The organism is Chryseobacterium sp. CT-SW4 (assembly GCF_048572715.1).
GTDB lineage: Bacteria > Bacteroidota > Bacteroidia > Flavobacteriales > Weeksellaceae > Chryseobacterium.
Window position 1 is genome coordinate 2,980,780 of sequence record NZ_CP183840.1, and the last position, 22,325, is coordinate 3,003,104.

Sequence of the window (22,325 nt, forward strand, 5' to 3'; positions counted from 1 at the left end):
TAAACAAACTTATTTTGTATTAAAAATCTCTCCAAATTCAAACTCTTTAATATTTGAAATTGCTTGTCTCGGATTAATAGCTTCCATTGAGCGATTTATTTTATTCTTTTGCTTTTCTCCTGCTCCTAGAAACTTGCTTATAGACTTCCAATTATTGCCGTCTTTTATTTGCATTAAAAATGCTGATTGACACATTTCGGAAAAATCAAATGTTGGTTGGTTAAATTCTTCAATGCCTTGTGAAACTAACATTACAGCTACTCCTTGTGAACGGACTTCACGCAACAATTTTTCTAAAATTTCTTGTGATTTCTTTTCTTTAAATACATTATGAGCTTCATCAATAAGTAACACATATCGAAGACCACTGTAATTGTCCTCAATAGGCACTTTATCCATATTCATAAATGTATTATACAGATAATAAATTACTAAAAATGTAGCTGTAAAACGCACCTCTTTGCTTAAATCTCCTGAAAGACTTAAATAGTAATTTTCATTAATAAAATCTCCTAATTTTTTATTATCAAATAATTCAATTTCAGTTAAGCCAATCAATATTTGAGTTAATGAAGTAGGTTTATCTCCTGCAATCTCATAAACATTCTCTAAAACATCTGATAATGTTGGATAACTACCGTCTTTTTTATCTTCAAACGCTTTTCTTGTAGCATCTTTTAAATGCTGTTTTTGAACATTTCCTAAATTAGCATATTTAACAATTATATCAACAAAGCGACCTATTCCAACAATTTTGTCCCTTTCATTTACATTATTAATGAATGATAATGGATTAACTGGAAAGGAGTCAGTAGGTGTGTCAATCAATTTAGCATTTGTATTGTTGAAAAAATCTTTAAAATCTTTATTTGATTTATCACTTTCAGTCATTCCTTTAAAATCTAAATAAAGATAATTGACTTGACCTTTTGACTCTGTTATAATTCTTTCTAAAAATTTTCTCGCAAAATAAGATTTACCTGCTCCTGATTGTCCTGCAATGGCAATATGGCAGTTCCCATACATTGACGTATTGTTTGGGGTAAAGTAAATATCTTTCCCTTTGTATTCACCGATTAAAACTTTAATTGGTGCCAAATAGCTTTCTTTTTCTTTTAAAGAATTATTTTTGTTTTTGACAAAATCAAAATTGGTTTCATTTTCATTAATGGCATCAATTCCGATTTCTATATGGTCTAATAAAAATTCTATACCCGATACATTTTTATTTTCTTCAAAATACAGATTTATCATTTCTAAACCATTGTCAATATGCCATTTCAGATATTTTCTTACATCTGTGTCATCTTTATGGATTTGATATTTTTGACAAATAAGCGAAATATAATAATCCTTATAACTTCCAAATAAAGTATTGTCTTTGTATTCTTTTTGCTTATCTGCTGAACTATGTAGACTGTCTGAATTATATGTAGCACCTTTAGCTAAAGAATAGGCTAATGAAATTCGGGCAATATGATTTTCCTCACCCAATCCCATTTTATTAGTCAGTTTTTTTACAAGGTCTGATGATGTTTTTATATTAAATTGCATCTTGATAGTCTTTTTCAAATATTCTAAACAAATCTTCTTTATTCTCTACTTCTTCAAATGAGGAGTGCTCATTATTAACATTTTTAATCAAATATGTTTTGCTGATATTTGGTAATAAAATGTTAAATTCTTCTTCGCTCATTTCTTTTTTTAGTAATGGGAAAATAATTACTTGGTCAGAAACTTTAGGGTAGAAATGTTTAACAATACTATTAGAATGGTCAACATCGAATTTTTGCATTGGAGAATCTATAAACACAGGAAAACCGATGTTTGATTCATCCACTAGCCCTTTTAATAATGCTGTAGCATACATCTGTTGCTCTCCTTTAGAAAGAGAATCTTTATTGATAACATTTCCCCTTGAGTCAATTAAATGTATATCAATATCTTCTCCGATAATCTCCACATTGACATCATTGATAAATGATTTTTTATGAAGCAGCGTATCTAAACCGTTTTTAATTCGTTCTGAAAGTGATTTGGACTTTTCATTTTTGAAATCAATAATAAATCGTTTCAAAGTCTTGATTGTATTTTCAACTTCTTTTCCGATTTCTACATTTTCCTTTCCTAAATCAAGCCTTTCGGTAATTCTATTGATTTCTTTTTTATGTTGAACAAGTATATTTCCGTTTTCTTCGATTTTTTGCTTTAAAACACCTATCCTTTGTTGAATGCCTTCATGTTGTTGTTCTAGTTCGTTTTTCTTATTTCTATCGGCAACTACCAAAGCATCTTCTGATTTTTCTTCCGCTAATTTTATTTTTTTATTAATATCATTCAGCTCATTTTTTGAACGTATAAAATCAGTATTAATTCTGCTGAATTTTTCCTTGAAAGATAATCTAATATTGTTTATAAATTGTTCCAATTCTGCTTTTTCAGACTCTGAATAATTGTGTAATAATTCAACATCTTCAGAATTTTGAGTTTCTTCTTCTCCAAGATGTTTCTTTACTAATTCTTTAAAGTTTTGAATATAATATTCTTGTACTTCGTGTGTAATTTGAATGTCTTTAGGACGTGGTAAATTGATTAAATCATTGATAATTTTTGTTGAAATATCATCTACTTTATTTTTATCAAAGTTTCTATTAATAAAGTTTCTTTCATCAACAATTTGTTCAAATACTTGTGTCAACAATTTCCCTGCAATTGCAAAAGGAATTATCTCAAAATAAGATTTTAATTCTGTTTGAATTTGACCAACGTGTTTTTCTAAATCTTCCTTTCTATCACGGAGCTCATTTAATTCATCAACAGTAATTACACTACCATTTTTTATTAATTTTTCCTGTAATTTAGAAATATCAAATTTTAATGCAGAAGCATCTTCATTAAGATTGTCAATTTGGCTTTGAAACTCAACATTTTCTTCTTCTATATCCAAAGACTCTCTTTTAATTCGCTCTAAATTTGATTTATCTTTTGTACTTGCAGTTTTTTGTTTTAAATCATTCAGATATTTTTCTAAATCTTCCTTTAAATCTTGATAGTGTTTGATACCCAAAACCTCTATATATGCTTGACTTAAATCTTTTCTTTGTTCTGCTGTATGAATTTCAGCAAGTGATACAATTTTTTCAGCATCAAAAAAGAAAAATTTCGCAATTTCTTTTGGCATAATGAAATCACGAATAAATATTTCTTTACCTACTTCTTCAGCTAACTCACTTTCCATTCCATCTATTAGAATTTCCAATTCTTCTTCTTTTGAGCCTTCCGTATGATAAGTTCTTGTAATTTTTAACTCATCACAAGTAATATCAGGTATAGTAGTAACATTTGCAAATGTTACAGAAACAGAAAATGTGGTCTTTCCCTCATATTCTGCTTGCCTGTTCAAACTATTCTTGATATATTTTTTGTAATTTCCATTACTTTCAATTTCTCGTTTGTAAATTTCATCGACATCACTCATTTGCCTTCCATACATACACCAAACAAGAGACATTAGAAAAGTGGTCTTTCCATAGCCATTTTTACCACTAACAATGACAATATTTTCATCATCTTTAACGGATAGATTTATTTTGTTATAACCTTTGTATATTCTAAAGTTATTAAGTTCAATTTGTTTAATTGTCATTATGCCGTAATATACTGTTTATAACGTTTTTCAATATCTTCAATCAATCCTCTTCGTTTCATCATAATTGTTTTAGACTTTTCTAATTTTAGTAAGTCTTGAATCAAAGTGAATTGTTTTTTATCTTTTTCGCAAGCAGACAATAATAATTCTTCTTCCTTTTTTACAAGTTCATTGTGCTGTTTCATATCAAGATGTTTATTAAATACTTTATTGTAGATATCGGAAACTGTATATTGGAAATACAAATCACGATACCATATAACCTGAATTGCAATCAATTCTTGTTTATTTATCAATTCAACCTCATATCCCAAATCATTAATTTGTTTTTGTGCTTCAAAAATTTTTTCAAGAATTTCAGCTCTATGTTTTAGCTCAACAACTCCACCATGTGGGATTGTTGCTTCAACTCCATTTCTTCTTAAATGGGAGCGATTTTCTGGTTTATTTCTTTCTTCTTGAATCCAATTACGCAAATCACGTAAAGGAATTAACCACTCTTGTCCATTTTCTATTTGAGCCGAAATAGACTTATCTTGTTTCACAACAGTACAAGTCCAACAACCGAAACGACTTTGTCCACAAGATTTATGTTCTTTATCTGAAACCATTGTAGGACACTCATAATCATCTGCACTTGCATCCATATAAATGTCAAATAACTCTTTGTTATTTGCATCCCAGGGTGATTGAAAAGTATTGATAATATACCAAATTTCTTCTAATTCTAGTTCTTTGATAGGTGAATAAACAAAAACATTATTTTGAAGAGGGTGTTTTGTTAATCGTTTTCCTCTAATTTCATGCTTTTTTATTGATTTTGCTCTTGTAGCACTTTCACTTTTCCGTGTTCCAACAAGTATAATCGCTTCGTGATGGTCATTGTCCTCACTTTTAACTATGTCTGTAACAAATTTAGCTGTAGGTTTTATTTTCAGTCTTTCTGTACACCAACGAAAAGCATTATTTGGTGCTGGATAGCCTTTACCAATAAGATTTACAAAGAATGAATCTTCCAATCTTGGTATTGTTTTTTGCACAAAGACAGGAAGTGAATGTTTTAACGATGCTTCTTTAATTTTTTCTAAAATCTTATTTACATAATTTGTAATAATTGGATTTTCAACCAAAGTATCGTTACAAACTACGTGAACCTCTCTACTTAGAAAAGAACTACCTTTTTCGTTTTTTATTTTCAACAAAGCCAACCATGTAAGTGTGAGTAATACTGTCGAATCCTTACCACCACTAAAACCGATTATCCATGGTCTATTTTTATCATCGATAGAATATTGGTCAGCTATTTCTTCTATTATATAATTTATTCTCTTGCTCATTTTTATAACATCACAATATAAATTGATATGATTATTAATAATTGTGAAAGCATATCTAAAAATGCCTCTAACTTTCAAATATAAGGATTTTTATTAAAATATTACTGTATAAAATTTTGAAACACAGAATTTCAAAATTAGAAGCCGGTCTATATATTAAGCGTAATTTGTACTGTAAAAAAAATTAACCCTGACTGTTTTGGTCAAGGTTAACAATTTTTAGTTTTATGTTTGAAAATTTTAATTATTCAACAAGGTTTAGGACTTTCCAATCTCCATTTTTGGATTGTCCTATCCAAAATTTATTGTGTTTTGCTGTACCATTCACAAAAATAATAGTTTCCTCAATTAATTTTTGGTTCTGTTGCTCTGTGATAAGTGAAAAATTTCTTTCAATATTATTAAAATGGGGGAATCCATTTGACTTAATATCTTCGATTAATGCAAGTTTTAAAACTTCTGCTAAATCATTTATAGTAGATTCGTTTACTTCTAAATTGCTATCTTTTAGCATGTTTTCTGCTTCCATTTCAAAATCTTTACAGGAAATTACACCCTCTAAATTTTCTTCTGTGTAAAAATTCTCAATTCTGATAATAGCTCCTTCGGGTGTTGTTAAATTAGGTTTGAAAAAATCATTTCCTGCATCAATCTTTACTCCAAAATCAATATCAAAGTTCATTTTTGCTTCATCATCAAGAGTATCCCTGTAATGTCTTATTGTATAACCACCAATTAATCGTCCATGCTCAATAACCATCCAATCTATGACATCATTAATTGGAACTTTGTGAGCATTACCATTTTCTGCTAATTCCCCTGTATAATAATCCCCTTCAATTTTAATATTTTCCATCCAAACATACACGTTATTGGAATCCATGAATTTTATAGATGTGTAACCTTGAAAGTTATTTATAATCAGGTTGTTAAAGTACCAAAGGGTATTCTTTGCTTTTTGTAGATAGTATTTATACTCTTGAGTTTCTTCTATTTTAGTTTTTTCCATATCTAAATATACAATGATTTTAGTTAATTTATACGCAATTTGGGTCTCGAGCACATTTTTGTGATGGGGTCAATGGCGGAGTTATTTTTGGTAAAACCGCAGGAGGAGGTGTTGTATTCTGTAAATTATCAGTTTTAACAGGAGGTGCTGTTTTAAGTTTTAAATCATTAATTTTTGTGTCAGGATTTGAATTGATAATGTCCTTTGCTTTATCTTTTAAATTACGTAAACCTGTTAAGGCTTCGGATTTAGGGATTTCTTTTAACAATTCACCCATTTGTTTATTATATTTGGGATGATTGGCATGTCTTCCTTCTCCTGTTGATTTGCTAAATTGTTCTAATTCAACTTTGTTTTCTTTACCTTCAAACTCAAATCCTTGCTTTCTTGCTTCCTTAACAACATCTGTATTTTTGAATTGTCTTGGAATAATGTGATGGTCGTTTGTTTTAGTTGTACCTTCCCCTGATTTTGTAGCAATTTCCACAACAGGACTTGGGCGAACTGACGAGTTTTCAAATAATGGCATTAATCTAAGCCACCAACAGCATCCATTTACCTCTTCGGGTGCTCTACCATCAGGGTCAACAAATTTCAGAGGATTATTAAACGCATAATTATATGGTGACCAACTCGGGAACTCTTCGCTCAATGGGTCGGGGCTAATCCAACGTCCTGCTGTATCTAAATATGGCTGTGCATCAGGGTCGCTCAAATCAATCTCTCTAAATTCTGTAATAGATTTAGTTTTTCTGTTGAACCTAATTGAGCCAATGCTCACAACACTATCCATATCGTGAAACTCCAAATACTTACCTTTACTTAATGTGGCAATCTTCGGATAAACTCCGTACTTAGCAAAAGGATTTCCGATAGCAATATTTTTTCTACGTCTTTCTGCTTCTGTTGGTGTTAATGAATCTCGGGTTTTCAAAACTTCATCCATATACGGACGGTTGCGCTCTTCTTTTGTCAGCTTAACAGGATTTACCCATTTCTTTTCTGTTTTTTGCTTTGTGGTGGTATGTTTCTTTGTCTGTGCCTGTACAAATACTGCAAATATGGCAAAAACAATTAATAATATTTTTTTCATTTGACTATTTTGTAAAATTGTTTAATAATTTTTTGTTTTCAAATTTTTCTCTTTCTGTTTTCAGGGAAACCAACCAATCCAAATACATTTCCTCAGGCATTTGTCGGTAGCCGATTTCATAAATGTGTCCGTACTCCTTATTCATCAATTCAAACAGTTCTTTGGCTTTGGGGTCTTGCTGTTGTACAAGTTTTAGATTTTCGGCATTATCTGTTTTCAGATTATGTTTATCCATCAATTTTGTAAACTGCTCTTTGTGAGTTTCGGCTCTTAATATCAGTGCTTTTGCAAAATTCGGGTAGACTTCTAAGGCTCTGTTAATTGTTTTTAGTACAAATTCTCCGTTATTCTTTGGGAAGTTTCTGTTGTAAGCCTGTGCTAAATCAAATAAGCATAATGCTAAACTTTCTTTGTTGTTCAAGGCTTTCATAAACACACCATTTTTAATGGCATCCAAATGAATGTAGCCCGAAGCTGTCAGCCACGCATCAATGGGAAATATCCCACTTGTAAGCTCCGTATTAAACCAACCTCCTGCTTTAATGTTGTGCTTGATGTAAACGTGATTCGGTGCTAATGCTAGATTTGCATCTGCTCCAATTTCTTCTGCTAAAATTTTATACAGATATGGCATTGAGTTGCAATTACCTTTTTTAGTCACTAGTAGTTTTGATACAAACAGGTTGGTAATATCATTATGACCGAACACATCTGTAAAGTCATAAGAGAAAGGTTTGTACTGTATCACGGTATCTTTATAGGCGACAGGTAAGGTTTGGCACATTATGGAATATACGGTAGCATATTTGCTAACTTTGTCTTTGTCAGATTCTTTGTAGGTCAAATCCCTGCTTTTCAAAATAGAGTTTGCGAAATGCTTTAAAAAGTCGATTTCTCCGTTTAATTTATCAATATCTAACTTACCCTGATAATACGCATTTTCCACGCTAAAAACGGCTTCTTTGAAGCTATACGACTGTTTGTCATTAAGCATATTATCAATGGTTTGGTAAGAATCATTGTAAAACTGATTATTTTGTGCTTTGGCTGTTCCTGAACTCAACCATATTAGCAATAAAGCTGAAAGGAACAAAGTTCTGTTTAGTAAAATTCTTTTCATCATAATTTATTAGGGTCAATTGGGAAGTATTTAGGTTTTTCGTCTTTTTTCTTCTGTTCCTGTGCTTTTCTTACTGCTTCCTGCTGTTGTTTATCTTTCTGTTTTTGAAGTTGGTACAGATATATTTTTTGTGCGAGTGCTTCGCTTTCCTGTTTGTTTTTTTCTGTTTTCAGACTTGCTAACCATGATTCGTATGCAGATGTGGGCATTTCTGTATATCCGAGTTCGTCAATCTTGTTAAACTGCTGATTAACATTATTTAATTGTTCAATAGCCTTTGGGAAATATCCTATTCTCTGCAAATCTCGTCTGTCTTCGGGATTTATTCCTAAGTTTTTCATTACATAGGCAAATCGTGCTTGGCTCACATTTGCTTTTTCCATGTTCGGAGCAAGTCCATTTGGATAAAGCTCTAATGCTTTTTCAATAACTTTTCCTACAAACTCGTCATATCCAAATTTTTTAACATATCCTCTCGCTAAATCAAAATAAGCCATTCCTAATAATTCCTTTTTAGAAAGATTTTCCATGTATGCTTTATTCTGTAAGGCTTCTGATTTGATGTAACCTGATTCAAGCAATGAGGTGTCTGTTGAAAACATACCATTGGTAAGTTCTATGTTTCTGTACTGTCCTTCATCATCCATAAACCGAACATAAGAATGATTGGGGGCTAATGATAAATACGCTTCTGTTCCCATTGCTTCTGCAATAATTAAGTACAGCAACGGCATTGAGTGGCATTGTCCTGAACCTGTTTTTAGCAATTTGGAAACAAACATCTTGGAGTAATCTTTTTCACCCATATAGTCCTTAAAATCATATTCAAAGGCTTTGTGGGTTGTTCCTCCTAACTTCATGTCTTTGGAAAAGTATTCAAACAGCATCAGGTTTTTAGAAACATTACTTTCCGTATCTTGTTTGCGTTCTTTCATTTTCTGCAAGAGTTGTTTGGCTGTTTTCTGTATTCCTGATTTGAAGCCATTTAAATCTCTTTTGTTTTCGTAATAAGCATTTTCAACAGTGAAATTAACATCTGCTAATGAGTAATTGTCGGAATCCATTGCTGTGAGCTTGTTGTAAGCATCATAGTACGATTGCGTTCCTGTTTTTCCTGATAATGATGGTAGGTCATAGTGCATATTTCTGCCGTTTTCTATCCATTCACGGAATTGTATTTCCCGAACCTCTGCCATATCTCGCTCTATATCCTGCATGACTGTGTTGTTCCGTGAGCTTGACTGTTGTCGTGCATAATCATTTTGTTGTGTAGGATTTGAGCGGTTCTGATAGGTGTTGATAGTCGGGGCATAGTTCCTTGAACTTCTGCCTGAACTTCCAAAATTATTACCTGAATAATTACCTAAACCACTTGCCTGTGGGGCGGAAACAGTCGGTAAGTTAGGAATCTGTGTAAATCCTAATTGGGAAATACATAATGAAATTGCGGTAAAATAAATTTTTCGCATTGCATAGGTGTTTTATGGTTGCAATTATAATTAAAATTGTTTAAAATCTTATAGGTATTTTCCCCATATTTTGAATTATTATCTTTCTTTTTACAAATCTATATCTGCGGTGCGACAAAACTTGACGTATCTTTTTTTTCTCCAAATTTTCCCGATTAGAGTGTTTGGGTTTGTTTGAGTGGGAGTAATATAATATTTGTAGTATATATTGGTACTATCTTGCAGATTCACTGTTACCCCCTCTGTTCATTGTATTTACAGAGATAAAAAAGTAAGCCCCAACCCATAAGGTCAAGGCTTTATCTAAGATTAATCTTTAACCAAACTCGTCCAATTTAGTACGGGAGCTTGTCTATATTGTATCTCTGTATTAGAAATCTTTCTGAACTCAAAAAAGTCTGTAACCCCTGTACTATTGTACTTGATGGCAACATTGTATTCTGTGTTTGTAGTCACTTCATCAACATTACCTCCATTAGGTGATACTTTGATTTTTTCAGTCCAACTAGTTTGTGTTCCGCCCGAACTGATTGAGATAATGTCTGAATCAGTAAATTTACGGGTCAACATAGATTCTAGCGGAGTACCGAATGGTGCATATTTCCATGTGCCCTGAATCCATGTTGGCGGATGAAAATATTGAGTTGTTGCAGGTTGTTGATTGTTTGGTGTAGTGTTGTCTTCATCATTACTGCTGTTAGAACAGTTTGCAGTTGCTAATGATAATACGGTTAATGATAATGCTATCGTAATAGCTTTGAAAGAAAGTTTTTTCATAATTATGGTTTTATACTAATATATCTTGTTCCGTCTCCTGCGAGGTTCATAATCTCCAGTCTGTTTTTGTTATAGGAGAAAAAGTTGAGTTTGTTTTGTCTGTCCCGTATCATGCAGTTGATAGATGGTGTGGTGATGTCGCAATAGCTATCAATCTTGAAGACATAGGGAGTGGGAAACTCAGAATCTATTACACTGATTGTGTTTTTAGATTTGTTAATTACAATCTTTGTTTTCCGTGTGGCGAGTTCTGTTACATTCATGTTCTTGGTAATCTGAACCATATTGTAATTAAAAATTTTTGTCTGTGCGGATAGCTGTAAGGTCAGGCTTATTGCAAGACCTAGTAAAATCTTTTTCATAGTTATTCACTGATTAAAAAACTGTTTCTTTTTTCGCTCGCTTCTGCATAACTGCCAAATACAAACATTTCTTTCTTTTTGACCCTGCCATTACGAATTTTCGCATCGGGTGAACTTAGATAGTTTGAGATTATCAGGTCTTCCATCTGTGCTTTTTCATCTTCGCTCAAATCGTGGGTTATATCTTGGATTCCTGAGACAAAGTTGGCTCGTCTTGTATCCATTCCATAATCTTCCTCAACAAGCAACCGAACGAATATGTATTGTTTTTGAGCTTTGGCGTGTGCTTCAAGTTTTCTGTCAATCTCTTCAAACTGAATCTTTTCATTGGCTTTCATACGTGCCTGAATAGAATCAATATACGGGTCGGGCTCTCTAGTGGGTTTGGATTTTTCACACGACAAGACGGATAGTGCTGTGGATAGTAGCAGTGCCGGAACTAGCAGAATCTTTTTCATAGGCGGATGTTTTTTTTATTCACCCGCCCTCCTAAAGTGATGTTGTTGGTAAATGCAAAAAGCGTGAAGGACTAAACTCAATTTGCTATAGGAGGTTCTGACAAAACCTTGCAATACAAACAAGAATAGCCTCCACGCCATAGGTGGAGGCATCAACTGTTTATCCTGTATTGCATTTGAAATTGTCAGATTTCCTATAACAGAATAAAAGCTAACGCTTTATATTTTTTCGATAAAATTCAGTCACAAAAGTATAAATTTTTCCTGATACTTTGATTTAAAATTTAGTACCACAATCATGCAGTAAAAAGTACCGTTATACTACTATTATAAAATGCTATTTAATAGGGTATGATTAGAACGGTGATAACTTTAAAAAAAAAGATTTGTTTTAAGATTCAGTTTTTCAGTTTTTCATAGCACAAATCCGAAAAAATGAATTTCTGAACCCTGATTTAAACATTTTTTTTTCAATGAGACTTGAATTTAGCATAGATTCATTGTCATACTCTTTCATTCTGTTAAAGCTTTCTGGGTGTGGTAAGTAATCTTTAAGGTCTGGTCGGGGCGTTGAAAAATTAGATTTGAAGTAAACAGCATTTTGTCAATATATTATCTACCGATTTACCCCAAAACAAAAAAGTCTCCCAATGAAACGAAAGACCTAAAAACACAAATGATGAAAAATCTATCACTTTTTGTTGGTTCATACAAAAACATTTCGGAAAACTAAGGTAAACAGTTTGTGGTACTTTTAGTTAAGTGATATTTTTTTAAGTTTACTTACCGGGAAAATGTATAATACTTGGGTTACTATTTACACCAACCCCCTCAAATTTTCACTGTAAAATGTCCCCCTTATATCAAATCTCAAAATTTTTATACAGGTATCGGGACTGTACCTACTATACGAATTTCGCACCCCGTTAATGAGGTTTTTTCGACACGCCCCCTGTCAAAGATTTTTTGTTTTTGACTGCTATTTTTTGTCTTCCTGTGCTTGGACTGGTTAAAAAGTTTTTAACAAGTGTTGATATTTTGGTTAAAAAGTGTTGTAAGTACTTGTATTTATGGGCTTTTTGTCGTATATTTATACTGCTTTTGTGAGCGACTTACTACTAAAATATATCTCAATATATACATAAAAAAGCCTTGAAGCACTGCAATGCAACAAGGCGAATCAATAAATTTTAACATACCTAAAACTTATCGACATGACAAAGTTACAAAATTGTCTTGATACTGCTAGTATCTATGTATCAACGTACTCTAAGTACAACAACGGAAGCCTTTACGGCAAATGGTTAAATCTTTCGGACTATTCCGATTACGACGAATTACTTACAGCAATGTATGAACTTCATTCTGATGAAGCCGACCCCGAATTTATGTTTCAGGACTATGAATGTCCGATTCTGGAAAAACTAGGATTATTGAGCGAGTGCCATATATCAAAAGATATTTACGAGGTACTTGAACAAATCAATGATTCAGGGTATGATGTAGAGGTTTACGAAGCGTGTTTAGATTGTTTAGGAAAAATGGATTTTCAAAGCCTATATGAATATGTAAACAATTTTTATTACGGTGAATACGAAAGTGATGAAGATTTTGTACAATACTTATATGAGGATGATACGTTTAATATTCCTAATTGGGTTGTGATTGATTGGAGCGCAACAGCACGGAGTATTATGTTTGATTATTTTGAAAGTAACGGACATTATTTCCGCAGTTAAATAAAGATTATTAAGTTTACTTGTGTTTACCTTTAAACTTGACCTGTACCTTGACCCATTACAAAACAAAAGCACCTACATACTTGTAAGTGCTTGATTATAAGAGTGGTCCCACCTGGGCTCGAACCAGGGACCACCTGATTATGAGTCAGGTGCTCTAACCAACTGAGCTATAGGACCTCAAAACTTGGTTAAATTTTGTGCTTGCAAAAATAGTAAAAATTCTTTCACTACAAAATTTTTTATCGCTTTTCTTGACAAAGTTCTACCAGTACTCCATTGGTGGATTTAGGGTGGAGAAAGACAACTAATTTGTTATCAGCACCTTCTTTGGGCTCCTCGGAAATAAACTGAAAACCTTCTTTTTTTAATCTCTCGATCTCTTCTGTGATATTTTCCACTCCAAAGGCTAAATGATGAATTCCCTCTCCTTTCTTATCTATAAATTTCGAGATAGGACTCTCCTCTTTGCTGGCTTCCAGTAATTCAATTTTACTTTCTCCTGCTGCATAAAAAGAAGTGACTACCCCTTCCCTTTCGACACTTTCTTTTTTATAGGAAGATTTCCCCAAAAGTTTCTCAAAAAGATCATCAGAAAACCCTAAAGATTTTACGGCAATGCCAATATGTTCTAATTTCATGGATAATTTATATAAATTTAACTGTAAATTTGATAGAGCTATTAAATTTTCAAATCAGGAATTCAAACAAAAATACTAAATTTGCACCACTTATGGAAAGTAACAGACAAAGAAAAGTAGCACAGATCATACAGGAAGATTTCGCAGAACTTTTCCGCAAACAGGCGGCAGATAGTAAGCAGAATTTCCTGGTGACGGTTTCCGATGTAAAAGTAACCGCAGATCTGGGTATTGCCAAAATCTATTTAAGCATATTTCCGCAGGATTTCCGTAAATCCATTATGAAGGAAATAGAAGAAAATAAAGCACAGTACAGAAACTTCATCGGTCAGAAAATGGCCAAACAGGTACGTGTAATTCCTCAACTCAACTTCTATCTGGACACCTCCCTGGATGATGTGGAAAAACTAGAAAGAGAATTGAGAGGAGAAGGTGATAATCCAGTATTGTAAAAATTGAGAAACATTGCATTTTATATCGCATCCAGATACCTTTTGGCTAAGAAAGGAAGTACTGCCGTTACTTTCATTACTTGGCTGGCAATAGGGGCTATGACGGTTGCCGTAGCTGCAATGTTCGTTATCATTTCCGTTTTCTCAGGATTAGAAGACCTCAATAAAGACCTGATCTCTAATCTTCATGCTGATTTAACAATTAAAAGCACTTCCGGAAAAACCATCAAGGATTTGGATAATGTCGAAAATGTTCTAAAAAACAATACCGAAATCAGCAGCTTTTCCCGCGTGATTGAAGAAAAAATATACATCAGCTATAACGGGAAAGGGGATATTGCTTACTTACGTGGAGTAGATTCTGCCTATACGAAAGTGAATCCAATAGACAAAAACATCTTTTACGGGACTTATCCAAGCTTCCGGTACTCCAATGAAGTACTAATGGAGAACTCCCTGGATAACAGGCTGTCCATTCCCGTAGCATCGTCAAGTGATTATGCCACGGTATTCATGCCAAAACCCGGACTTGGAATTATCAATAAAGAAGAAGACATTTACAACAAAAAAGATATTTTGGTCACCGGAGTATTTCCCGGAAACGATCAATTGGACAACTACATTATCGCTCCTATTGAACTCACCGAAGAATTACTCAGCTTACCCAGAAATTCAGCTTATAATATTGTCATAAAACTTAAAAATCCTGACCATACCGCTTTAGTAAAAGAAAAACTGATTTCTGCTCTTGGAAAAAACATACAGGTAAAAACCAAAGAAGAAGAAAATGCAGCATTCTGGAAAATGATTAATACCGAAAAGCTGTTCATCTACTTGATTTTTGCTTTGGTGATCTTTATTACTACTTTCAACCTTGCCGGAGCGATTATTATCTTACAGCTTGATAAAAAAGAACAGGCAAAATCATTAATTTCTTTAGGCTTTCCACTCAGCCATTTACGAAAAACTTATTTCTATACAGGGATTCTTATTGTGATCTCAGGAATTATTACCGGTCTGATTCTCGGAACCGCATTATGTTATTTCCAGTTATACACAGAATTTTTCAGGGCGAATGAAACATTACCTTTCCCTGTTAAAATCGTAGGTAAAAATTATCTTATCGTAGCCCTTACCGCTTCCTTTTTTGGGTTTGCCATTTCATGGTTCTTTTCAAAAATAAGCAAGGAGTATATTATCAAAAATTAATATAATCCACCTCTATATTTTTGTACTTTTACGGCCCAAATTTTAATCATGAAACGAACTTTATTCTCTTTATTGCTGGGCGTTGCATTTACTTATGCCTCTGCTCAGACCGGTCAGATTCCTGCAGGATATTATGACAGTACAGCAGGATTGAGCGGAGCAGCTCTGAAATCAAAACTGAATCAGATCATCACGAACGGACATGTTCAGCATACCTATGCTGATTTATGGACCGCTTATCAGACCACAGATGTTGATAACTTCTATGAAAATGACGGAACGATCCTGGACATCTATTCGGAAAACCCTACAGGCACAGATCCTTATAACTACACCCTGTCTGTTAATCAGTGCGGAAGTGTAAATGGTCCCGAAGGAACTTGCTATAACAGAGAACACATCGTTCCTCAAAGCTTATTTGGAGAAGCTCTTCCCATGAAATCCGATATTCACTTTATCCGCGCTACCGATTATCAGGTAAACGGACAGAGAAGCAATTATCCTTTCGGAGTAGTGGGAAATGCCACATTCACTTCATTAAACGGCTCTAAACTGGGCAATTCCGTTTCTACAGGATTCACCGGAACCGTTTTCGAACCTATTGATAATTTCAAGGGGGACGTAGCCCGGATGATCTTCTATTTTGTGACCAGATATGAAACCCAGTTAACCGACTTCACCAGCACCAACGGAACCGGAAATATGTTAGGAATTACTGCATATCCCGGATTACAGACCTGGGAACTTAATCAGCTATTGGCATGGAATGCATTAGATCCCGTATCTGCAGAAGAAACCGCAAGAAATAATGCTTCATATATTTATCAGGGAAACAGAAATCCTTACATTGATAATCCGTCTTTTGCCAATGAAGTCTGGGGAAATATTACACTCGATACCCAAGCCCCAACAGCAGCTACCAACCTGGCTACCACGGCAGCTACTTATAATTCAATTTCTCTAAGCTGGACGGCCGCAACTGATAACGTAGGTGTTGTAGCATATGACGTATACGCCAACGGAACATTAAAAACAACGGTTTCCACAACCACGACAACCGTATCAGGATTAACACCATCCACTACTTATGACTTCTATGTGATTGCTAAAGACGCTTCTGGAAACTCATCACCGCAAAGTAATATTGCAACAGATACTACGCTGGATGAACCGGCAGGTGGAAGCTGTGGCAGTGAAAATTTTGAAACAATGCCAGCCAACGCCAATAATTATACCACCAGAACATGGACCAATAACAGCATCACCTGGACGGCAACCTCTGCAAGAACAGATGAAACCATCAACAACAGGGCGATTACCATCCGAAACGGAGAATTATTAAGCACCGCCATTTCCGGAGGAATACAAAGTCTTACCTTAACCACTCAATTAAAATACAGCGGGACTGCCGGAAACCTGAATGTGGAGATCAACGGCAATGTGGTAGGAACTATTCCTTACAGTGCTACCGTAACTACAACCACGATCAATAATATTAACGTCACAGGAAATTACACCATTAAGATCATTAATTCGTCCACAAGCAACAGAGTCGCCATGGATGACCTTAGCTGGTCCTGTAATGGAGTACTCGGAACCGCTGAGCTATCGAAAGACCAATCTTCCTTCTCAGTTTACCCTAATCCGGTAAGAAATAATGAGTTATTTGTAAAAGGAGAAAACTTAAGCAAAATTTCCAAAGCGGAGATTTACGATCTTTCCGGAAAACTTATTGATACGTTGATAAAGCCTTTCAAAAATTCTAATAAAATCAATCTGAAAGGACTTCAAAAAGGAATTTATATCCTTAAAACCAATGAAACTTCCACAAAATTCATTGTAGAATAAACAAAAATATTTTCAATGCTAAAGGACCGGTTTATCCGGTCTTTTTTTTATTTTTGAAACATGATGAATTCCAAAAAAAAATTAGGTCTGATAGGGCGAAATATCTCTTATTCATTTTCGAAAAAGTTCTTTGAGGATAAATTTCAAAGATTAATGCTGAACTCTTTCTCTTACGATATTTTTGATCTTAAAGAAATCGAAGAAGTCGAAACCCTATTTTCCAATCCTGAGCTCCTGGGCTTTAATGTAACCATTCCCTACAAAGAAAAAATAATAGACTACCTGGATAACCTGAGTGATGAGGCAGAAAAAATAGGAGCCGTAAACTGTGTTCTCATTGAAAATGGAAAAAAAACAGGCTATAATACCGATGCATTTGGATTCGAAAAAACACTCATGCTTCATAAAAAACCTCACCAGCAGACCGCTTTGATTCTAGGTGCAGGAGGAGCTGCCAAGGCAGTACAATATGTTTTGGATAAAAATAATATCTCTTACCAGACTGTTTCCAGGAAATCCGATATCAATTTTGAGAACCTTACCCCTGAAATGGTCCGGGAACATACCATCATCATACAATGTACCCCGGTGGGAACCTTTCCTAATGTGAAAGACTGTCTTCAATTCCCTTTTGATGGACTTTCCGGTGAACATTTAGTTATCGATCTGATTTACAATCCCAATTACACTCAGTTCATTCTGAATGCCGCAGAAAAAGGAGCCAAAACTGTAAACGGTTACTATATGCTGGAACAACAAGCAGAAAAAGCCTGGGAAATTTGGAATAATCAAAAAAAATAACATAAATTAGTGCATTAATTGGCTTTTTAGTCATTATTTACATATTTACGCCACTCATAAAAGATTTGCTATGACTACAGAAAATAATCTTTCTGAAAACGAAGAAAATAAGATTTCTACAGAAGTATCTCAAGAAGAAACGTCTGACAAGAAGGTTTCAGGGAATGAAGCAGTCCAGGACGAGGATTCGGAAGGTCTGGAAGAAGATCATCTGAATAATGATATCTCTTTGGCAAATGCTTTAAAAGAGATGGAAAAAATCATCAACTCTTCAGATGCAGGTGAAAATTCCAAACAATTTAATCTTTTAAAAGAAAAAGCAAATCACCTCATTCATGATGAAGTGGAAGACAAAAAGCATGAATATGTAGACGGAGGAAATGCTCCTGAAAATTTCAGTTATGAGCATCCCATGCAATCCAGATTTTCTGCTTTAGTCAATATTTTTAAAGAAAAATATGATGCTTTCCAGAAAAGCCAGGAAGAAGAGCAGAAGAAAAACCTGGAGCATCGCCAGAACATTATCGAAAGACTTAAAAATCTTTATACCAATTCCGAGCCAGGAACCAACCTTTTCAAATCCATCAGGGAAATAAAAGAAGACTGGTCCAATGCAGGACAGGTGGCTAAATCCGAATTTAAGATCCTGAATAATAATTACTTTCATCATTTAAACCAGTTTTACCAGATGCTGGATTTAAATAAAGAATTTTTGGAACAGGAATACAGCCATAACCTGGAAAAAAGACAGCACATCATTGCCCGTGCAAAAGAACTTGAAAACGAACCTGTAATCCAAAAAGCATTAAATGAATTACAGTATCTTCATAAACTCTGGAAAGAAGAAGCCGAACCCGTAGCAGAAGAATTTCGTGAAAAGACATGGGAAGAGTTCAAAGAAATTTCTAATAAAATCCACGAAAGAAAATCTGAACTTTCAGCATCCATAGAAGCAGAGCAAAATGCCAATCTTGAAAAGAAAAACAAAATCATTGCTGAAATCAAAAAACTTTCTGAACCGGGAGAAAACCCTAACCACAATTACTGGCAGAATGCTATAAAAAAAGTGGAAGATCTCCGTTCCGAATTTTTAAAGACCGGAAGTGTTCCGAGAAAATTATCCAACCAGAACTGGAATGAGTTCAAAGTTACCCTCAGAGGTTTCAACACTACAAAAAACAGTTACTACAAATCCTTAAAAGGTTCCCAGCAGACTAATCTCGAAGAAAAGCTGAAACTGATACAAACAGCAAAAGACAATATGTTATCAGAAGATTGGGAAATAGCCGTACCTCTTTTCAAAAAACTACAGGAAGACTGGAAAAAAGTAGGACATGTTCCGAAAAGCATGACCAATAAAATTTGGGATGAATTTCGTGAAGCCTGCAATACCTTCTTTAATAATTACAGAGAAAAAAGTAATGTCTCTACCGACAACTGGAAAGAAAATTACAAAAACAAAAAAGAACTTCTTGAAGAACTGAAAAATGTGTCTGATGAAGAAGGAAGCATTGAAAAGATAGAACAGATAAAAACAGCCTGGAATAATATCGGAAAGGTCCCTAGAGATAAAATCTCCATCAACTCCGAATTCAACAGGACATTAAGAGAAAAATTAAAGCTTAACAAAATTAACGAGCTTGAGCTTAAAGAAGAAGGTTTATCAGAAAACCAGCTGACAGACAAAGCCAGAAAAATTAAAAATCAGATCTCAGATCTCGAAGCTGAAATCGTAAAACTGGAGACCAACCTATCCTTCTTTAATAACCCGTCAAGAGAAAATCCTCTTCTGAGAGATACTTACAATACTATTGATGACAAGAAAGCACATCTGGAGAGTTTAAAACAAAACCTTCACAGCATTATTGCCGGAGAATAGAAAAATTTAAAAATTAAAAAGGCGGAGCAAAGAAATTTGTCTTCGCTTTTTTCATAATATGAAAGACGAAGCATATATTAAAAGATGTATTGAGCTAGCCGAAAAAGCATTGGGAAAAACCTACCCAAATCCTTTAGTAGGAAGCGTGATCGTTTACGATGATAAAATCATTGGAGAAGGCTACCACCATAAAGCCGGAGAGAACCACGCCGAAATCAATGCCATAAATTCCGTGAAAAACCCTGAGCTTATTCCGGAATCCACTATTTACGTTTCCCTAGAACCTTGTGCCCATTATGGAAAAACCCCTCCGTGCGCTTTAAAAATAAAAGAATTAGGCTTTAAAAAAGTAGTGATCGGAGCTATGGATTCCCATGATAAAGTAAATGGAAAAGGAAAAAAGATCATCCAGGATGCCGGTATAGAAGTTATTTCCGGCATTTTAGAAAAAGAATGCACACTGCTTAATAAGAGATTTTTCACCTACCACGAAAAGAAAAGACCTTATATCATTTTAAAATGGGCCCAGTCTGCGGACGGCTTCCTCGATAAAGATTTTAAGCCTACTTCCATATCCAATAGGCTTGCCAATCAGTTTGTGCATCAGCTAAGAGCCAATGAACATGCCATCCTGGTAGGAACCCAAACCGCACTTAATGACAATCCCAGCCTGACTGTCAGAAATATAGAGGGAACCAATCCTGTAAGAGTACTTATCGACCTGGATCTAAAAGTTCCGGCAGATTATAATCTATACAGCCAGGAAGCCAGAACTTTGGTTTTTAATACGATCAAAGAAGGCACGGAAAATCACATCCACTTTATTAAGATCGAAAGAGAAAACTTTCTCCCCTCTCTTATGAATGGCTTATATAAAGAGCAAATCCAATCTATTATCATAGAAGGAGGAAGCTATACCCTTCAGCAATTCATCAATGCCGGACTTTGGGATGAAGCCCTGATCATTAAAAATGAAAATCTAAAGCTTGGCAACGGCACCAAAGCCCCATCCTTCGATTATCAGCCTTTAAGAACTCAGGATTTCAGGGATAATACCATTCAATTTTATCAAAATCCTGCAGAGCATGTTGTTTGAATTTAAAACCATAGAGAAACCCGTTGAGAACATTCTATTAAAAGAGAAAGGAAGCAAGTTCATTGGGTTTGCCTATCCCGTAAATAATGAAAGAGAGCTCAAAGAAGCCCTGGAAAAAATAAAATCCGAACACCCTAAAGCCACCCATCATTGCTATGCATTCAGGATAGGACTTAACGGTGAAAACTACCGCGCTAATGATGACGGGGAACCGTCAGGAAGTGCAGGGCTGCCTATCTATAATCAATTATTAGCCCATGAAATCACCAACGTTCTTGTCATTGTAGTACGCTATTACGGAGGAACCAAATTGGGAGTTTCAGGATTGGTGAAAACCTATAAAGAATCGGCCAAGCTCACCTTAGAAGAAGCCCATATCATAACGAAGGAACTGGAATCGGAAATAGAAATCCATTTTAATTTCAATCAGCAAAATACCATTTTCACTCTCCTTTCAAAAGTAGATGCCAGGGTATTGAATTTTGACGCCAATGAAAACTGTATTCTTACCGCTTCTTTAAAGACTTCCTTAAAAGAAAACATTTCGGACAAATTGTCCGAAATGCAGAATATATCGTTTGAATTCAAAGATTAAGTTTAATCTCTTCTTCCTCCCATTAATAATGATGCCCAGTATAAAAGTTGGGCTAAAGATCCTATTGCCGCTACCACATATGTTCTTGCAGCCCATTTAAGACTGTCCTGTACACCTACATATTCCTCAGGAGTTACTGTTCCCGTATCTTTCAGCCATTTCATCGCTCTGTTACTCGCATCATATTCAACAGGGAGCGTAACAAAAGCAAAAAGGGTCGTAAAAGCAAACATAATAACACCGATGGCCAATACCAATGTATTTCCATTAGGATTATCTATCGTCCGGGTAGCTGCCATGATACCTAAACCTGCAAGGATGACAAACTGCATAAGATTGGAACTGATATTTACTATTGGAACCAGCTTGGATCGTAATTGAAGCATAGAATATCCAACGGCGTGCTGCACAGCATGTCCGCATTCGTGAGCTGCTACTGCCGCTGCCGCAGCGTTTCTCTGCATATAAACACCTTCTGAAAGATTAACTGTCTTATCAGCCGGATTGTAATGGTCCGTCAAATTTCCGGGAACTGAAATTACCTGGACATCATGAATCCCATTATCTCTCAACATTTTTTCCGCCACTTCCTTACCGGAAAGGCCATTTCTCAGATGGACATTGGAATAAAACTCAAATTTGGATTTTAATCTCGAAGAGACCCACCAACTTACAAGCATAGAAATCCCAATTATAATGTAATAGCCCGTCATTTTTTATTAGATTTTGTGAATATTTTTACTCTAGAAGATATAAAAACTGTGCCAAAGTATTGCATTTTATTAATTATC

At 34.5% G+C, this 22,325-nt stretch carries 20 protein-coding genes and 1 tRNA gene; 8 read left to right on the forward strand and 13 right to left on the reverse strand.

Annotated features, from left to right (window positions below; all coding sequences use genetic code 11):
- Positions 1–9: 9 nt before the first annotated feature.
- From ABJ974_RS13370 to ABJ974_RS13415, 10 genes are all read right to left on the reverse strand, one after another.
- Positions 10–1,554: a DndE family protein gene (locus tag ABJ974_RS13370; RefSeq protein WP_419868737.1), complete on the reverse strand. Its 1,545-nt coding sequence runs from the start codon at positions 1,552–1,554 to the stop codon at positions 10–12.
- Positions 1,544–3,646 carry a DNA sulfur modification protein DndD gene (gene dndD, locus ABJ974_RS13375; RefSeq protein ID WP_419868738.1) on the reverse strand — a complete coding sequence of 701 codons (2,103 nt, stop codon included), beginning with the start codon at positions 3,644–3,646 and terminating at the stop codon, positions 1,544–1,546. The genes ABJ974_RS13370 and dndD overlap by 11 nt, the downstream gene beginning before the upstream one ends.
- Positions 3,646–5,064, reverse strand: a complete 1,419-nt coding sequence (gene dndC / locus ABJ974_RS13380; RefSeq protein ID WP_419868739.1) for a DNA phosphorothioation system sulfurtransferase DndC — start codon at positions 5,062–5,064, stop codon at positions 3,646–3,648. Before dndC ends, dndD begins: the two co-directional genes overlap by 1 nt.
- A 166-nt stretch (positions 5,065–5,230) precedes the next feature.
- Complete coding sequence (locus ABJ974_RS13385; protein WP_419868740.1) at positions 5,231–5,995, reverse strand: DUF2314 domain-containing protein; 765 nt, start codon at positions 5,993–5,995, stop codon at positions 5,231–5,233.
- Between the two features lie 28 nt (positions 5,996–6,023).
- Positions 6,024–7,088 (reverse strand): RHS repeat domain-containing protein, encoded by a 1,065-nt coding sequence (locus ABJ974_RS13390; protein WP_419868741.1) that lies wholly within the window; start codon positions 7,086–7,088, stop codon positions 6,024–6,026.
- A gap of 4 nt (positions 7,089–7,092) precedes the next feature.
- The gene (locus ABJ974_RS13395) at positions 7,093–8,211 is read right to left on the reverse strand and encodes a tetratricopeptide repeat protein (protein ID WP_419868742.1); all 1,119 of its coding nucleotides are present in this window, start codon (positions 8,209–8,211) and stop codon (positions 7,093–7,095) included.
- Positions 8,208–9,677 (reverse strand): hypothetical protein, encoded by a 1,470-nt coding sequence (locus tag ABJ974_RS13400; RefSeq protein ID WP_419868743.1) that lies wholly within the window; start codon positions 9,675–9,677, stop codon positions 8,208–8,210. Before ABJ974_RS13400 ends, ABJ974_RS13395 begins: the two co-directional genes overlap by 4 nt.
- Positions 9,678–9,986: 309 nt before the next feature.
- Positions 9,987–10,454, reverse strand: a complete 468-nt coding sequence (locus ABJ974_RS13405; protein WP_419868744.1) for a hypothetical protein — start codon at positions 10,452–10,454, stop codon at positions 9,987–9,989.
- 2 nt (positions 10,455–10,456) lie between these two features.
- On the reverse strand, positions 10,457–10,816 hold the full coding sequence (locus ABJ974_RS13410; protein ID WP_419868745.1) for a hypothetical protein: 360 nt from the start codon (positions 10,814–10,816) through the stop codon (positions 10,457–10,459).
- Between the two features lie 2 nt (positions 10,817–10,818).
- Entirely contained in the window at positions 10,819–11,274 is a 456-nt protein-coding gene (locus tag ABJ974_RS13415; RefSeq protein ID WP_419868746.1) for a hypothetical protein, read from the reverse strand.
- A gap of 1,214 nt (positions 11,275–12,488) precedes the next feature.
- On the opposite strand from ABJ974_RS13415, the gene ABJ974_RS13420 reads away from it, so the two are divergent.
- Positions 12,489–13,013: an antirestriction protein ArdA gene (locus ABJ974_RS13420; RefSeq protein WP_419868747.1), complete on the forward strand. Its 525-nt coding sequence runs from the start codon at positions 12,489–12,491 to the stop codon at positions 13,011–13,013.
- Between the two features lie 106 nt (positions 13,014–13,119).
- Here the strand turns inward: ABJ974_RS13420 and ABJ974_RS13425 are convergent.
- Both ABJ974_RS13425 and mce read right to left on the reverse strand, forming a co-directional pair.
- Positions 13,120–13,193, reverse strand: a tRNA-Ile gene (locus tag ABJ974_RS13425).
- A 62-nt stretch (positions 13,194–13,255) separates the two neighbouring features.
- Positions 13,256–13,654 (reverse strand): methylmalonyl-CoA epimerase, encoded by a 399-nt coding sequence (gene mce / locus ABJ974_RS13430; protein ID WP_419868748.1) that lies wholly within the window; start codon positions 13,652–13,654, stop codon positions 13,256–13,258.
- Between the two features lie 92 nt (positions 13,655–13,746).
- Here mce and rbfA point away from each other — a divergent pair, with 92 nt between their 5' ends.
- The 7 genes from rbfA to ABJ974_RS13465 all read left to right on the forward strand — a co-directional run bounded on the left by rbfA (position 13,747) and on the right by ABJ974_RS13465 (position 21,534).
- Complete coding sequence (rbfA, locus tag ABJ974_RS13435) at positions 13,747–14,106, forward strand: 30S ribosome-binding factor RbfA (protein WP_419868749.1); 360 nt, start codon at positions 13,747–13,749, stop codon at positions 14,104–14,106.
- A gap of 3 nt (positions 14,107–14,109) precedes the next feature.
- Entirely contained in the window at positions 14,110–15,315 is a 1,206-nt protein-coding gene (locus ABJ974_RS13440) for an ABC transporter permease (RefSeq protein ID WP_419868750.1), read from the forward strand.
- Positions 15,316–15,363: 48 nt separating this feature from the next.
- Entirely contained in the window at positions 15,364–17,163 is a 1,800-nt protein-coding gene (locus ABJ974_RS13445; RefSeq protein WP_419868751.1) for an endonuclease, read from the forward strand.
- Positions 17,164–17,226: 63 nt separating this feature from the next.
- Positions 17,227–17,964 carry a shikimate dehydrogenase family protein gene (locus ABJ974_RS13450; RefSeq protein ID WP_419870976.1) on the forward strand — a complete coding sequence of 246 codons (738 nt, stop codon included), beginning with the start codon at positions 17,227–17,229 and terminating at the stop codon, positions 17,962–17,964.
- A gap of 70 nt (positions 17,965–18,034) precedes the next feature.
- A complete protein-coding gene (locus tag ABJ974_RS13455) occupies positions 18,035–19,843 on the forward strand; it encodes a DUF349 domain-containing protein (protein ID WP_419868752.1) in 1,809 nt (602 codons plus the stop codon).
- A gap of 58 nt (positions 19,844–19,901) precedes the next feature.
- The gene (gene ribD, locus ABJ974_RS13460) at positions 19,902–20,939 is read left to right on the forward strand and encodes a bifunctional diaminohydroxyphosphoribosylaminopyrimidine deaminase/5-amino-6-(5-phosphoribosylamino)uracil reductase RibD (RefSeq protein ID WP_419868753.1); all 1,038 of its coding nucleotides are present in this window, start codon (positions 19,902–19,904) and stop codon (positions 20,937–20,939) included.
- Complete coding sequence (locus ABJ974_RS13465; RefSeq protein ID WP_419868754.1) at positions 20,929–21,534, forward strand: IMPACT family protein; 606 nt, start codon at positions 20,929–20,931, stop codon at positions 21,532–21,534. The genes ribD and ABJ974_RS13465 overlap by 11 nt, the downstream gene beginning before the upstream one ends.
- Before the next feature lie 2 nt (positions 21,535–21,536).
- On the opposite strand, the gene ABJ974_RS13470 is transcribed toward ABJ974_RS13465, so the two are convergent.
- Entirely contained in the window at positions 21,537–22,247 is a 711-nt protein-coding gene (locus ABJ974_RS13470; protein WP_419868755.1) for a zinc metallopeptidase, read from the reverse strand.
- Positions 22,248–22,325 lie beyond the last annotated feature (78 nt).